General features: G+C 60.8%; 11 protein-coding genes. 2 read left to right on the top strand and 9 right to left on the bottom strand.

Going from position 1 to position 13,489, the window contains the following annotated elements; translation table 11 throughout:
• Nucleotides 1–93: 93 nt before the first annotated feature.
• The 6 genes from aroK to KGB20_RS17325 are packed head-to-tail and all read right to left on the bottom strand — an operon-like array spanning nt 94 to nt 5,474.
• Nucleotides 94–612 (bottom strand): shikimate kinase AroK, encoded by a 519-nt coding sequence (gene aroK / locus KGB20_RS17350; protein WP_057712350.1) that lies wholly within the window; start codon nt 610–612, stop codon nt 94–96.
• A 4-nt stretch (nt 613–616) separates the two neighbouring features.
• On the bottom strand, nt 617–2,686 hold the full coding sequence (gene pilQ / locus KGB20_RS17345) for a type IV pilus secretin PilQ (RefSeq protein WP_154861180.1): 2,070 nt from the start codon (nt 2,684–2,686) through the stop codon (nt 617–619).
• A gap of 13 nt (nt 2,687–2,699) precedes the next feature.
• Nucleotides 2,700–3,227: a pilus assembly protein PilP gene (locus tag KGB20_RS17340; protein ID WP_150811961.1), complete on the bottom strand. Its 528-nt coding sequence runs from the start codon at nt 3,225–3,227 to the stop codon at nt 2,700–2,702.
• Nucleotides 3,224–3,847 (bottom strand): type 4a pilus biogenesis protein PilO, encoded by a 624-nt coding sequence (gene pilO / locus KGB20_RS17335; RefSeq protein WP_154910316.1) that lies wholly within the window; start codon nt 3,845–3,847, stop codon nt 3,224–3,226. Before pilO ends, KGB20_RS17340 begins: the two co-directional genes overlap by 4 nt.
• Nucleotides 3,844–4,410: a PilN domain-containing protein gene (locus KGB20_RS17330; RefSeq protein ID WP_150811963.1), complete on the bottom strand. Its 567-nt coding sequence runs from the start codon at nt 4,408–4,410 to the stop codon at nt 3,844–3,846. Before KGB20_RS17330 ends, pilO begins: the two co-directional genes overlap by 4 nt.
• Nucleotides 4,410–5,474, bottom strand: coding sequence for a pilus assembly protein PilM (locus tag KGB20_RS17325; RefSeq protein WP_057712355.1), 1,065 nt, complete (start codon nt 5,472–5,474; stop codon nt 4,410–4,412). Before KGB20_RS17325 ends, KGB20_RS17330 begins: the two co-directional genes overlap by 1 nt.
• Before the next feature lie 217 nt (nt 5,475–5,691).
• On the opposite strand from KGB20_RS17325, the gene KGB20_RS17320 reads away from it, so the two are divergent.
• Complete coding sequence (locus KGB20_RS17320; protein WP_411566949.1) at nt 5,692–8,130, top strand: penicillin-binding protein 1A; 2,439 nt, start codon at nt 5,692–5,694, stop codon at nt 8,128–8,130.
• A gap of 265 nt (nt 8,131–8,395) precedes the next feature.
• Here KGB20_RS17320 and KGB20_RS17315 read toward each other — a convergent pair whose 3' ends face one another.
• The 3 genes from KGB20_RS17315 to rpmE all read right to left on the bottom strand — a co-directional run bounded on the left by KGB20_RS17315 (nt 8,396) and on the right by rpmE (nt 10,890).
• On the bottom strand, nt 8,396–9,664 hold the full coding sequence (locus tag KGB20_RS17315; protein WP_008047852.1) for a malic enzyme-like NAD(P)-binding protein: 1,269 nt from the start codon (nt 9,662–9,664) through the stop codon (nt 8,396–8,398).
• A gap of 183 nt (nt 9,665–9,847) precedes the next feature.
• Nucleotides 9,848–10,636 (bottom strand): thermonuclease family protein, encoded by a 789-nt coding sequence (locus tag KGB20_RS17310; RefSeq protein WP_154861186.1) that lies wholly within the window; start codon nt 10,634–10,636, stop codon nt 9,848–9,850.
• A 35-nt stretch (nt 10,637–10,671) separates the two neighbouring features.
• Complete coding sequence (gene rpmE / locus KGB20_RS17305) at nt 10,672–10,890, bottom strand: 50S ribosomal protein L31 (RefSeq protein ID WP_008047849.1); 219 nt, start codon at nt 10,888–10,890, stop codon at nt 10,672–10,674.
• 294 nt (nt 10,891–11,184) lie between these two features.
• On the opposite strand from rpmE, the gene KGB20_RS17300 reads away from it, so the two are divergent.
• Nucleotides 11,185–13,404, top strand: a complete 2,220-nt coding sequence (locus KGB20_RS17300) for a primosomal protein N' (protein ID WP_090452665.1) — start codon at nt 11,185–11,187, stop codon at nt 13,402–13,404.
• Nucleotides 13,405–13,489: the final 85 nt, after the last annotated feature.

The following is a 13,489-nucleotide window of genomic DNA, read 5'->3' as shown; positions in this document are numbered from 1 at the left end:
GCCTCTGCTGGTGTGACGCCGTTCGGTAGCCATCCGCCACAACCTCGAACGGTCATGGCGGGACGCCGAGGATAGCGCATTTCGCGCGGCGCTTTAACGGGGTGGCAACTGCTGCAGACGCTCTAGAATGTCGAGTACGACCATTCGTGGCGGCCGCTCATCGGTTTCGACCACCAGGTCGGCAATTTCCCGATAAAGCGGATCGCGGATCGCCAGCAGATCCCGCAGGGTCTTGGCCGGATCGGCGGTGCGCAGCAATGGCCGATTGCGGTCGCGGGACGTGCGGCCGACCTGCTGCTCGACTGACGCATGCAGATAAACCACCCGCCCACCGGCATGCAGTGCCCGACGATTGGCTTCGCGCATAACCGCGCCCCCGCCTGTCGCCAGCACCACACCGTCGCAATCGCACAGCTCGGCAATCATTGCCTGCTCGCGATCACGAAAACCCGGTTCGCCTTCCTTATCGAAGATCCAAGGGATATTGGCGCCCGTGCGCAATTCAATTTCCTTATCGGAATCTTTGAATGGCAGGCGCAGCTCTTTGGCCAGCAACCGGCCGATGGTGCTTTTTCCAGCCCCCATCGGTCCAACAAGAATCAAATTTCGCACAGAATCAATGACTCACAGCAATCGCCCGATTATTCATGATACGCGGAGTGAGGAATACCAACAGCTCGGATTTTTTCTCCGAAACCACATCACGCCGGAAAAGGCGGCCAAGATACGGCACATCGCCAAGAAATGGCACCTTATCTACAACCTTGCTCTGAGTATTTGAGAAAACACCACCAATGACGATGGTCTCGCCATCGTTGACCAGGACCTTGGCGTTGACTTCGTTTTTCTTGATGGGGGGTACATCCTGAACCTTGTTCAGGTAGTCCGGTTCGTCCTTGGTCACCTTGACTTCCATGATGATCCGGTTGTCGGGCGTGATCTGCGGCGTCACCTCCAGCGACAGCGACGCCTCCTTGAACGACACCGAAGTCGCGCCGCTGGAACTGGCTTCCTGATAGGGAATTTCCGTGCCCTTGAGGATTTTGGCGGTTTCCTTGTCGGACGTGACCACCTTGGGCTGCGAGACGATTTCCCCGTTGCCGGTTTTCTCCATGGCCGTCAGCTCCAGGTCCAGCAAGACGTTATCGGTGATGAAGGCGATGCCGATTCCCGAGGTGTTGTTGGCTACGCCCATGTCGACGAACGGTGAGTTGGTGCTGGTACTGCCGGGCGTGCCAATGGTCGATGACCCATTGAGTCCATTACTGACGCCGGAGGTGTTCCAGTTGCCCTTGTTCTGTATCGAACCACCCCAGCGCACCCCGAGGCTTTTGTCATAGTCGACGTTGGCTTCGACAATGCGCGCCTCGATCATCACCTGACGCACAGGGATATCCAGCTGCGTGACGATCCTGCGCAGCTCATCCAGCCGGTCCTGGGTCTGGTAGGCAATGATGTTGTTGGTGCGTTCATCGACGGTGATTGATCCCCGTTCGTCGGGTTTCGCTTCGGCACTGGTCACCGACTGGAAGAGCTTGGCGATATCCGCCGCCTTGGCGTAATTGACCTGCAACAGCTCCCGACGCAACGGCGCCAGATCGGCAATCTGCTTCTGCGATTCGAGCTCCTGACGCTCACGGGCAGCAATTTCATCGGCCGGCGCAACCAGCAGGACATTGCCGACCTTGCGCTTGTCCAGCCCCTTGGTTTTCAGCACCAGATCCAGCGCCTGATCCCACGGCACGTTCTGCAAGCGCAGGGTAATTCCCCCCTGGACCGTGTCGCTGGCCACCAGATTGAGGTTGGTGAAATCGGCGATCAGTTGCAGCACCGAGCGCACATCGATGTCCTGGAAGTTCAGCGATAGCTTCTCGCCACTGTAGGCCTGTTGCCCGGCATTGCGTTTTTGCAGTTCGTCGACCGTCGCCGGGCGAACGCTGACCGTGAGCTTATTGTCAGTCTGATAGGTCGAGTAATCGAACGTGCCGCCGGGCTCAATGCTGATGGTGGCTCGATCGCCGCTCGCGCTGGCATTGACGAACTGCACGGGCGTGGCGAAATCCTTCACGTCCAGGCGCACGCGCAATCGCTCGGGCAATAAGGTCTTGGCAAATCCGACGATGATCCTGCCTTCGCGCTCTTGTATGTCGGGCGCAATCGATGGATCCGACAAGTCGATCACCACGTTGCCTTCGCCCTGGGTCCCCCGCTGGAAATCCACACCCCGAATGGCCTTGCCCGCCGTCGCAACGGCTCGTGCCGGAACCGGCGTTGCTACCGCCGCCGGCCTGGATATCGACGGTTTGACTCCCTGCCCGACAACAACCAGCAGATTGTTACCTTCTATTCGCGAGTCGTACGGGGCCGGCTGGGTCAGGTTGATGATCAATCGCGTACGGTCCCGGGCTTCCACCACCGTCGCACTTCGGGCATTTCCACTGCCCAGATCGTGAGTCTTGCTCGCCAGCTGACTGGCGACACCCGGCAAATCCAGGGCAATCCGGGCTGGCGAATCCGTCGTGTAGCCGTGGGGCACCGGGGGCGGCGCATCGAACGACAACTTCAACTCGACACGGTCACCCGGCAGCGCTGCGACATCCAGCGCCTTGAGATTGGCCGCTTGTACCATCGGCGACAACAACGCTATCCATAGCGAAAGGCCGACGGTGGAAAGAATCCTGTTCATTATTGGAGTTCCACTATGAGTGCTCTTTCAAAGGGATGGTCCGGGGACGCTCCAGCCACGCACCCTGACCATCGGGGACAATTTCAACCATATCGACTTGAGAGCCACTGATCGCAACGATCCGTCCGTGGTTACGCCCCAGGTAATCGCCGACTTTCAGCCGGTGCACCCCACCCGCCCCGCGCAGCAGGGCATAGGAGCCCGTTGCATTGGAAAGGGTGCCGACCATTTCAAACTGCTCGATGTTGAAGCCTTCGAGGTATTGCTTGACCCGACCCGGGTCGGGCTTGACGTTACCCGAACCCCGCCGCCGGGCCGCCAGATCGGTGCTGATCTGCGGCGAAAACGGGCTGCGCAGATTCGCCGCGTTGTAAGTGAATGCAGGGTAAGACTGGAATACTGGCGTTGGTTCAATCTTCCCCGGCCCGTGCAGGCGCATTTCGTTCATGTACGCGTCCAGATCGGTGTAGTCATCCCCCCCGCCACAACCGGACAGGGCAGACAGCAATACCACCACCGAAAAACTACGTGCCGGGCTCATTGATGCTGTCCCTTGTCGTTGTAGCGGTAGGTCTTGGCGAGGATGGTCAAGCGCAGTTTCGGACCACCCTCAGGGCTGACAGGAGCCAGATCGAAATCGTGCAAGGTAACGATTCGTGGCAACCCGGCCACACCACTGACGAAGGTGGCCAGGTCGTGGTATTCCCCGGTGACCGTGATCTGGATCGGCAGTTCGATGTAGAACGGCTGGGCCACCTCCGGCAGCAACTTGATCTCTTCGAACTCCAGGCCACTGTCGAGGCCCGTACGTGTGATGTCTTCGAGCAGGCCGGGCACTTCGGTATCGCTGGGCAATTGCCGCAACAGCACGACGAAGGTGTTCTCCATCTCTTTCAACTGCCGGGTATAGAGATCCAGGTTCGCCGCCATGCGGGCCTTGCTGGCGAACTGCTCCTTGAGTGTCGACTCTTCCTCGCGCTTGAGATCGAGCTGGCTCACAAGGTCGCGGGTGGAAAAGTTATAGCCAAAGGCCAGCACCAAAAACACGAGCAAGGCGGCCACCAGACACTTGATCGCCGGCGGCCAGGAACCCATGTTGCTGGTATCCAGATCATTGATGTCGATCTTGCGCAGCCCTTCGAACCATTCGGACAGACTCATTTGCCCCCCTCCGGTGTTGCGGGTTGAGTCTGGCGGACGGTCAACTGGAAGACGTTTGCCTGTTCCAACTGGCCGGCAGCCGTGGCCTTGACTTCGGTCAGGCTCGGCGCATCGAACCAGTCTGATGCCTCGAGGTTGCGCATCAATTCTGAAACGCGGTTGTTGGATTGTGCGGCACCGGTGATGGACAAGGTCTTTGCGGTCATTTTCACTTCGGTGAAATACACGCCATCGGGCAGGGCTCGCGCCAACTGGTCAAATATTCGCCCGCTGATTTGGCGATTGCCTTGCAGGCCCTGGATGACACCCATGCGCTCGACCAATTGCTGACGGCGCGCCTTGAGATCATTGATCTGGCTGATTCGCTCATCGACCACGGCGACTTGTTTGCCGATGTAATCATTACGGGCGACTTGCTGGTCGATGGCACCGCTAATGACCTGGTTCGCAACCAGCACCGCCCCCATCGCGCCCACCATTGCCGCCACCAGGACCAGCAGGAAGCGCTTGCGGCGGACTTCACGTCGCTCCTCGCGCCAGGGTAAAAGGTTGATCCGTGCCATTAGTCGAAGCTCCTGAGGGCCAGACCGCAGGCGATCATCAACGCCGGGGCATCACTCGCCAGGGCAGCGCCATTGACCTTGCTGCCCAGAGTCATTTCGCAAAACGGGTTCGCGACCTGGGTCGGCGTGCCCAATTGCTGCTCGATCAAACGGTCCAGCCCCGGGATCGACGCCGTACCGCCGGCCAGCAGGACATGGTCGACGGCGCTGTACTGGCCGGAAGCAAGGAAGAAGTGCAACGAGCGCGACACCTGCTGCACCAGCGCCTCTCGAAATGGCTGCAAGACCTCAGCGGCATAGTCATCCGGCAACCCGCCCTTCTTTTGCGCCAGCCCCGCCTGCTCCAGCGTCAGGCCGTAGCGACGCTGGATTTCCTCGGTCAGTTGCCGACCGCCGAACAGTTGTTCGCGGGTGTAGATAATCCGCCCGTTGTGCAGCACGCTCAGGGTGGTCATGGTGGCGCCGATGTCCACCACTGCGACCGTCAAAGGTTTCTCGGAAACCGCGAGTCGACTGGCCAGAAGTTCGAATGAACGCTCCAGCGCGTAGGCCTCGACATCGACCACGCGGGCGGTCAGCCCCGCCAGGGCCAGGGCGGCCTCGCGGACTTCGACGTTTTCCTTGCGACAAGCGGCGAGCAGCACGTTGACGCGCTCGGGATTACGCCCGGAGGTGCCCTGGACTTCAAAGTCGATCGCGACTTCGTCCAGGGGATAAGGAATGTACTGGTCAGCTTCGATTTTCAGCTGGCTTTCCATTTCGTCTTCGCAAAGACCGGCATCCATCTCGATGGTCTTGGTGATCACCGCTGAGCCCGCCACGGCCACGGCCACGTTCTTGAGGGCGGTTCTGGCCTTGGCCAGCGCGCGAGTGAGGGCCAGCCCCACACCTTCGAGCTCGGCGATATTCTTTTCGATCACCGCGCCGACCGGCAATGGCTCGACCGCATAGGCCTCGACCCGGTAGCGCTCACCCTGACGGCTCAACTCAAGAAGTTTCACCGAGGTGGAACTGATGTCGATTCCCAGCAGCGTATTGGATTTTTTCTTGAAGAGTCCTGGCACTACCAATTCCCTATGACTTTCCGTGAGTTACGGACTCTGCAATGTCCATTGCGTTCAATCCACCCGTCTTGACAGCAGCGCCAGCCACGCTCCCGATCAGAAAAATGCTTATAATGCCCAGCGTTTTTTTCCGCTTTTGCTCAAGCGCGGGTCGTTCTCGATTAGCCTGAACCCTGTTGCCCAATTCATTTTTTACCCTGGATATCCAAAAGCCTTGATTCGTCTGCTGAAGTTTTTCGGTTGGTCCATCGTCGCGGTTTTCTGCGGACTCCTTCTGGGTCTGAGCGGGGCGTACCTTTACCTTAGTCCCGGACTACCGTCCGTGGAGGCGCTGAGAAGCATCCAGTTGCAGATCCCTTTGCGGGTCTACAGCAGCGATAACAAGTTGATCGCAGAATTTGGCGAAATGCGCCGTACACCGATCCGTTTCGCCGACATTCCCCCCAATTTCATCAATGCGTTACTAAGTGCTGAAGACGACAATTTCGCCAACCACTACGGCGTCGATCCGAGCAGCCTGATGCGTGCCGCGACCCAACTGGTCAAAAGCGGACACATCCAGTCCGGCGGCAGCACGATCACCATGCAGGTGGCGAAGAACTTCTTCCTGACCAGCGAACGCAGCTTTTCACGCAAGACCACCGAGATCCTGCTGGCCCTGCAGATCGAACAGCAGCTGACCAAGGACGAGATCCTCGAGCTGTACGTCAACAAGATCTATCTGGGTAACCGCGCCTACGGCATCGAGGCGGCGGCGCAGGTCTATTACGGCAAATCGATCCGCGATGTCAGCCTGGCGCAGATGGCGATGATCGCTGGCCTGCCCAAGGCGCCGTCGCGCTTCAACCCGCTGGCCAACCCGGCGCGCAGCAAGGAGCGTCGCGACTGGATCCTGGGGCGCATGTACAAGCTCGGAAAAATCAGCGAGGCCGACTACACCGCTGCAGTCAACGAGCCACTGAACGCCAGCTATCACGTGCCGACCCCGGAAGTGAACGCCCCGTACATCGCCGAAATGGCCCGTGCCGAAATGGTCGGGCGTTACGGTAGCGATGCGTATACCGAAGGCTTCCGCGTCACGACCACGGTACCGAGCGACCTCCAGGAGCTGGCCAACACCGCGGTCCACGAAGGCCTGATGACCTACGACCAGCGTCACGGCTATCGCGGGCCAGAGTCGCGGCTGCCGGGCAAGACCCGCGAGGCCTGGGCAACCGAGCTGACCAAACAACGCATCATCAGCGGCCTGGAACCGGCCATCGTGACCCAGATCGACAAGACCGGCCTGCAGGTACTGACCCGCACCGGTCAGGAACACGTGAACTGGGACACCATGAAGTGGGCCCGGCCGTTCCTGAACACCAACAGCATGGGCGCCAACCCGAAACAACCCTCGGACGTGGCCCAGGTCGGCGATCTGATTCGCGTGCAGCGTCAGCCGGACAATTCGCTGAAGTTCAGCCAGATCCCGCAGGCCCAGGGCGCTCTGGTGTCCCTGGACCCACAGAACGGCGCCATTCGTTCGCTGGTGGGCGGCTTCGCCTTCGAACAGAGCAACTACAACCGCGCATTGCAGGCCAAGCGCCAGCCGGGCTCGAGCTTCAAACCGTTCGTCTACGCCGCCGCACTGGATAGCGGCTACACCGCCTCCAGCCTGGTGAACGACGCACCGATCGTGTTCGTCGACGAGTACCTGGACAAGGTCTGGCGCCCGAAGAACGACACCAACACCTTCCTCGGCCCGATTCGCCTGCGTGAAGCGCTGTACAAGTCGCGCAACTTGGTGTCGATCCGCTTGCTGCAAGCGATGGGCGTCGGCAAGACCATCGACTACATCACGCGCTTCGGTTTCAACAAACAGGACTTGCCACCCAACCTGTCCCTGGCGCTGGGCACCGCGACCCTGACGCCCATGGAAATCGCCACCGGCTGGAGCGCCTTCGCCAACGGCGGCTACAAGATCACCCCGTACATCATCGACAAGATCGAAAGCCGCAACGGCGACACGCTGTTCGTCGCCAACCCGCCGAGCGTGCCTCAGGGCGGCGCTGCCAGCGATGGCATTGCCGTGCCAACCGCCCAAGCCTTCACGGTCAACGCAACGCCGGGCGAGGCACCGGGCACTACGCCGACACCACAAGCACCCGCCGTGGCCGAACGCATCGTTGATGGGCGCACCACGTACATCCTCAACAGCATGCTTGAGGATGTGATCAAGCTCGGCACCGGTCGCCGCGCGCTCGCCCTGGGCCGCCCTGACATTGCCGGCAAGACCGGTACGACCAACGAATCCAAGGACGCCTGGTTCTCCGGCTACAACGCCGATTACGTGACGACCGTGTGGACCGGCTTCGATCAACCGGAAAGCCTGGGTCGCAAGGAATTCGGCGGCACCGTCGCGCTGCCGATCTGGATGAACTACATGGGCGCCGCGCTCAAAGGCAAACCACCGCATACTCAATCGGAGCCCGAAGGCATCCTCAGCCTGCGAGTCGATCCGATCAGCGGTCGCGCAGCCAGCCCGGGCACCCCGGGGGCCTACTTTGAACTGTTCAAGGTCGAAGATACGCCACCGTCCGGGAACGAGCTGGGTAACGGTCTGGCACCTGGCAGCCCACTGCCGGCGGATGAAGCGGCGCCGATCGATTTGTTCTGATCACGGCAATATTAAAACGCCCTGCCTTCGAGAGAAGAGCGGGGCTTTTTATTGCCTGCCGGTTTTGATGTTGGCCGACCCGGCCTCTTCGCGAGCAAGCCCGCTCCCACAGGATTGGAGGCGAACACAAACCTGTACTCACCCTCGTCCAATGTGGGAGCGGGCTTGCTCGCGAAGAGGCCATCAAAAACCCCACAAAACCTTCAGGCACAAAAAAGCCCCGACTCTCACAAGCCGGGGCTTTTCGTTGAAGCGCTACAACGGCTTAGCCGTTGAACACGTCATCCACGCTTTTGAGCGGGTAGTTCTTCGGATACGGCAGGGTCGCCACGCCGGTCTCGATGGCAGCTTTGGCCACAGCATCGGAGATCAGGGTGATCAGACGGGCATCCATTGGCTTCGGAATGATGTACTCACGACCGAATTCCAGCTTGATGCCGCCGTAGGCGTCGCACACTTCCTGAGGCACCGGCAGCTTGGCCAGTTCACGCAGGGCGTTGGCCGCAGCCACTTTCATTTCTTCGTTGATGCGCTTGGCGCGAACGTCCAGGGCACCGCGGAAGATGAACGGGAAGCCCAGTACGTTGTTGACCTGGTTCGGGTAGTCGGAACGACCGGTGGCCATGATCACGTCGCTACGGGTAGCGTGCGCCAGCTCCGGGGAGATTTCCGGATCAGGGTTCGAGCAGGCGAACACGATCGGGTTAGGCGCCATCGACAGCAGGCCTTCAGCGCTCAGCAGGTTCGGGCCGGACAGGCCTACGAACACGTCAGCGCCTTGCAGGGCGTCAGCCAGGGTGCGCTTGTCGGTCGCGTGAGCGAACACAGCCTTGTACTGGTTCAGGTCGTCACGGCCGGAGTGGATCACGCCGGTGCGGTCGACCATGTAGATGTTTTCGATGTTGGCGCCCATGCTCACCAGCAACTTCATGCAGGAGATGGCGGCAGCGCCGGCACCCAGGCAGACGATCTTGGCTTCCGGCAGGGTTTTGCCAGCGATTTCCAGGGCGTTGATCATGCCGGCGGCGGTCACGATAGCGGTGCCGTGCTGGTCATCGTGGAATACCGGAATATCGCACTGCTCGATCAGAGCGCGCTCGATTTCAAAGCACTCTGGTGCCTTGATGTCTTCCAGGTTGATGCCACCGAAGGTGATGGAGATGCGCTTGACGGTGTCGATGAAGGCTTGCGGGCTTTCGGAGTCGACTTCGATGTCGAAAACGTCGATGCCGGCGAAGCGCTTGAACAGTACGCCTTTGCCTTCCATCACTGGCTTGGAAGCCAATGGGCCGAGGTTACCCAGACCGAGAATCGCGGTGCCATCGGAAATGACTGCAACCAGGTTGCCTTTGCCGGTGTACTTGTAGGCCAGTTCAGGATCGCGGGCGATCTCGCGTACTGGTTCGGCTACGCCCGGGCTGTAGGCCAGCGACAGGTCGCGAGCGGTAGCAGTGGCCTTGGTGAGCTCGACACTCAGCTTCCCTGGACGAGGATTGGCGTGATATTCGAGAGCGGCAGTTTTCAGATCAGACATTTTGGCATTCCGCTTTTTACTGTTGGACAGACTGGTCAGCGAGGATACGCGCCTCGCAAAGTCCCCACAAGACTGACTGGTCACCCCTGTCAAGCGCCCGGCCCTACGACTTTGGGCCAAGAGCCACGGCATACAAGGGTTAGACTGTTCACAATCAGCGCAAAAAATGTCTACAATTTTTTATCACTGCACGACTTGAAACATCGCCGGGTCGGTCAAGGGCAACATCCAGCGCGCCTGACCTTCTTTCAGTCCGCCACGTCGCGAACGATCCAGTACCCACCCGCGCGCCTCGATCTGCTTGCCTTCGAGCCTTTCCAGCAAGCCCGCATCAAACCGCCCCAGCAGATTGGGTGCAACGCGCAATACAACCGAATCCTGTAACTCGATCCAAACCCCGCCGCGATTGCGTTGAACCTTGCTCACACGACCGCTGAGCACGGCGAACCCGGAAGTGCTGATCTGCTCCGCCTTCAGTACAGGCGACTGGCGCCATACACCGAGCCCGGCCTGTCGAGCGCTGGTTTCTGCAGCTTGCTGACAGGTGACCAGATCGACATTCGGCGCCACGGCCACCTGAAAACCCAGGCCTTCGGCGAGCATTTGCGCTTCGAGGTTGGCGCCATCGGCACCGTAGACATGAGCCAGGGTGCGGCCGTAATGGTCCTTGCCTTCTTTGCCAGGCAGCAAACCAACCTGACCGTCGCTAGCCGCTACCAAGGCTTCGAGTCGCTTGCGCGCGACCACAGCGAACGGTTCGTCGGAACGGCCATTCTTGCCCAGTTCCGGCGTATTCAAGCCGATCATGCGCACACTGCGGCCATCGCTCAGGCGCAGGGTGTCGCCGTCCACCACCCGCTGCACCGCGACAGGCGCCAGGCCGCTGGGTGTCGGGCAAAATGCCTGGGCGCCGGATAGCCAAATCGCGGACATAAAAAAGGCGCCCGCGAGGGACGCCTTCTTCATCAGCATGGAAAAACCGCAACGGCTTCCCAAGTTGATTGGCCTTAGGCCTTTTTCGCGCCGAAAGCACCGAAACGGTCGGCGAAGCGCTGTACGCGGCCGCCAGTGTCCAGAGTCTTCTGCTTACCGGTGTAGAACGGGTGGCATTCGTTGCAAACGTCGATCGCCAGGGCTTTGCCGAAGGTCGAACGGGTTTCGAACTTGTTGCCGCAGCTGCAGGTAACAGCAACTGCTGGGTATTCTGGATGGATATCAGCTTTCATGGTGTCTTCCTCAGGCTAGCGTGCCGCCACCCAACACTATTGTTGAATACCGCACGTAATTAGGCCGCGGATTCTACCAGACAATGCCAATCACGCAAGCTGTCCCTGAGACCGACCGTCTGCTAGGCTCCCGGCCTCAAGCGCATTCCCATGTGGGAGCGGGCTTGCTCGCGAAAGCGGTGTGTCAGGCGATAAATGCGTTGACTGACACTCCTTCTTCGCGAGCAAGCCCGCTCCCACAATTGATCTGCGTCCACTCCTTCTTTTGTTGCCTGCTAATCGAGATCCCCCCGCGTGCCCGACGCCATTTTGCGCCTCGCCCTGCCTTCGCCGCTGCGCCGCCTGTTCGACTACCGCGCTCCGGCCGGCGTCCTGCGCGCCCAGTTGCACCCCGGCATGCGCCTGCGGGTACCGTTCGGCCGACGGGAGATGATCGGTATTCTGGTGGAAGTCACCGACACCAGCGAAGTGCCGGTCGAGAAACTCAAGCCGGCCCTGGCCCTGCTCGACGCTACGCCACCGCTGCCGCCCGCGCTGTTCAAGCTGTGCCTGTGGACGTCCCAGTATTACCAGCACAGCCTCGGCGACACTTTGAGCTGGGCGCTGCCGGTTTTGCTGCGCCAGGGTGAATTAGCCGAAGCACGCCAGGAGCGCTTCTGGTCCGCCGCGCCGGGGGCCAGCCTCGACGATCCGCGCATCGCCCGCGCCCCGCGCCAGCGTGAAGCCCTGGCCACGCTGGCCCAACATCCCCATGGCGTCGCCCATCAATTGCTGAGCAAACTGATGCTGAGCAAGGACAGCCTGGATTTGCTGCTGGCCAAGGACCTGGTGCAGGTCGAGATCCGCCGGCACGCCCCTGGCGCACGCCACGAACACTGGCTGGCGCAACCGGAACTCCCCCTAAACCCGGAGCAACGCGCCGCCTATGAGGCGATTCGCGCCGGCTTCGACAGTTATCACGCGTTCCTGCTGGCCGGCGTCACCGGCAGCGGCAAGACCGAAGTCTATCTGCAGTTGATCCGCGAAACCCTCGAGGCCGGCAAGCAGGCGCTGGTGCTGATCCCGGAAATCAACCTCGGCCCGCAGACCCTGGCGCGCTTCGAACAGCGTTTCAATGCCCGTATCGCGCTGATCCATTCGGCGGTCAATGACCGCGAACGCCTCGAGGCCTGGCTGGCCGCGCGGGACGGTGAGGCCGACATCATTATCGGCACCCGCTCGGCCCTGTTCACTCCGATGAAGAACCCCGGTCTGATCATCATCGACGAAGAGCACGACGGCTCCTATAAACAGCAGGAAGGTTTGCGCTACCACGCCCGCGATCTGGCATTGGTGCGGGCGCGACAGGAAAACATTCCGATTGTCCTCGGCTCCGCCACCCCTTCGCTGGAAAGCCTGCACAACGCCTACACCGGCCGCTACGGGCTGCTGCGCTTGAACGAGCGAGCCGGCGGCGCCAAACAGCCGCGCTTTCTGCGTCTGGACGTGAAAAGCCGCCCGCTGGACAGCGGCATTTCCGGGCCGATGCAACAAGCCATCGGCCAGACTCTGGCCGCCGGACAGCAAGTCCTGGTGTTCCTCAACCGCCGCGGCTTCGCCCCGACCCTGCTGTGCCATGACTGTGGCTGGATGTCCGAGTGCCAGCGCTGTGATGCGCGAATGACCGTGCACCAGCGTTACGGCGAGTTGCGCTGCCACCATTGCGGCTACGTCGAACGCGTGCCGCGCCAGTGCCCGAAGTGCAACAAGGTCGATCTGCGCCCCGTTGGCGCCGGCACCGAACGGGCCGAGGAGCGCCTGGCGATTCTGTTCCCGGACTATCCGGTGCTGCGGGTCGACCGCGACAGCACATCGCGCAAGGATGCGATGAACCAGTTGTTCGCGACCATTCAAAAAGGCCAGCCGTGCATCCTGATCGGCACGCAGATGCTTGCCAAAGGTCACCACTTTCCACGGGTGACGCTGGTGTCGATCCTCGACGCCGACGGCGGCCTGTTCTCCGGTGACTTCCGCGCCAGCGAGCGCATGGCTCAATTGATCGTGCAGGTCGCCGGCCGCGCTGGTCGCGCCGAGGAGCCGGGCAAGGTGATTATCCAGACGCACCTGGCCGACCATCCACTGCTGGTGCAATTGACCGAGCAAGGCTATTTCGCCTTTGCCGAACAGGCCTTGAGCGAACGCCGCGCGGCCGGTCTGCCGCCGTTTGCGCACCTGGCGCTGCTGCGGGCCGAGGCGCATAAACCGGGTCAGGCCGAAGGCTTCCTGGATGAGGCTTGCAGCGAGGCGGAGCGTTTGCTGGCCGAGCAGAATCTGACCGGGATCGAGTTATTGGGACCGGTCCCGGCACCGATGGAGCGCCGGGCCGGGCGTTATCGTGCACAGCTGTTGGTACAGGCCACGGCGCGAGCACCCTTGCATCGATTGCTGGCCAGTTGGTTGCTGGTGCTGGAGCAGATGCCGAGCGGGCGGGCGGTGCGTTGGTCCTTGGATGTCGACCCCGTAGATCTATATTGATTTTGAGATCGCTTTCGCGAGCAAGCCCGCTCCCACAATGGTTCTCGGGTGGAACTAAATTTTGTATCCACCTCAAAACCTGTGG

Source organism: Pseudomonas sp. BF-R-30 (assembly GCF_019956175.1).
GTDB classification, from domain to species: Bacteria; Pseudomonadota; Gammaproteobacteria; order Pseudomonadales; family Pseudomonadaceae; genus Aquipseudomonas; species Aquipseudomonas jessenii.
The sequence above is the reverse complement of the archived record's forward strand: the minus strand, read 5'-3'. Positions and strand labels throughout refer to the sequence as shown.

What these genes read in the sequence shown, in the direction of transcription:
- KGB20_RS17310 (WP_154861186.1), bottom strand. Translation starts at nt 10,636, where the DNA reads ATGCTGATGAAGAAGGCGTCCCTCGCGGGCGCCTTTTTTATGTCCGCG.
- pilO (WP_154910316.1), bottom strand. Translation starts at nt 3,847, where the DNA reads ATGAGTCTGTCCGAATGGTTCGAAGGGCTGCGCAAGATCGACATCAAT.
- KGB20_RS17315 (WP_008047852.1), bottom strand. Translation starts at nt 9,664, where the DNA reads ATGTCTGATCTGAAAACTGCCGCTCTCGAATATCACGCCAATCCTCGT.
- rpmE (WP_008047849.1), bottom strand. Translation starts at nt 10,890, where the DNA reads ATGAAAGCTGATATCCATCCAGAATACCCAGCAGTTGCTGTTACCTGC.
- KGB20_RS17330 (WP_150811963.1), bottom strand. Translation starts at nt 4,410, where the DNA reads ATGGCACGGATCAACCTTTTACCCTGGCGCGAGGAGCGACGTGAAGTC.
- KGB20_RS17340 (WP_150811961.1), bottom strand. Translation starts at nt 3,227, where the DNA reads ATGAGCCCGGCACGTAGTTTTTCGGTGGTGGTATTGCTGTCTGCCCTG.
- pilQ (WP_154861180.1), bottom strand. Translation starts at nt 2,686, where the DNA reads ATGAACAGGATTCTTTCCACCGTCGGCCTTTCGCTATGGATAGCGTTG.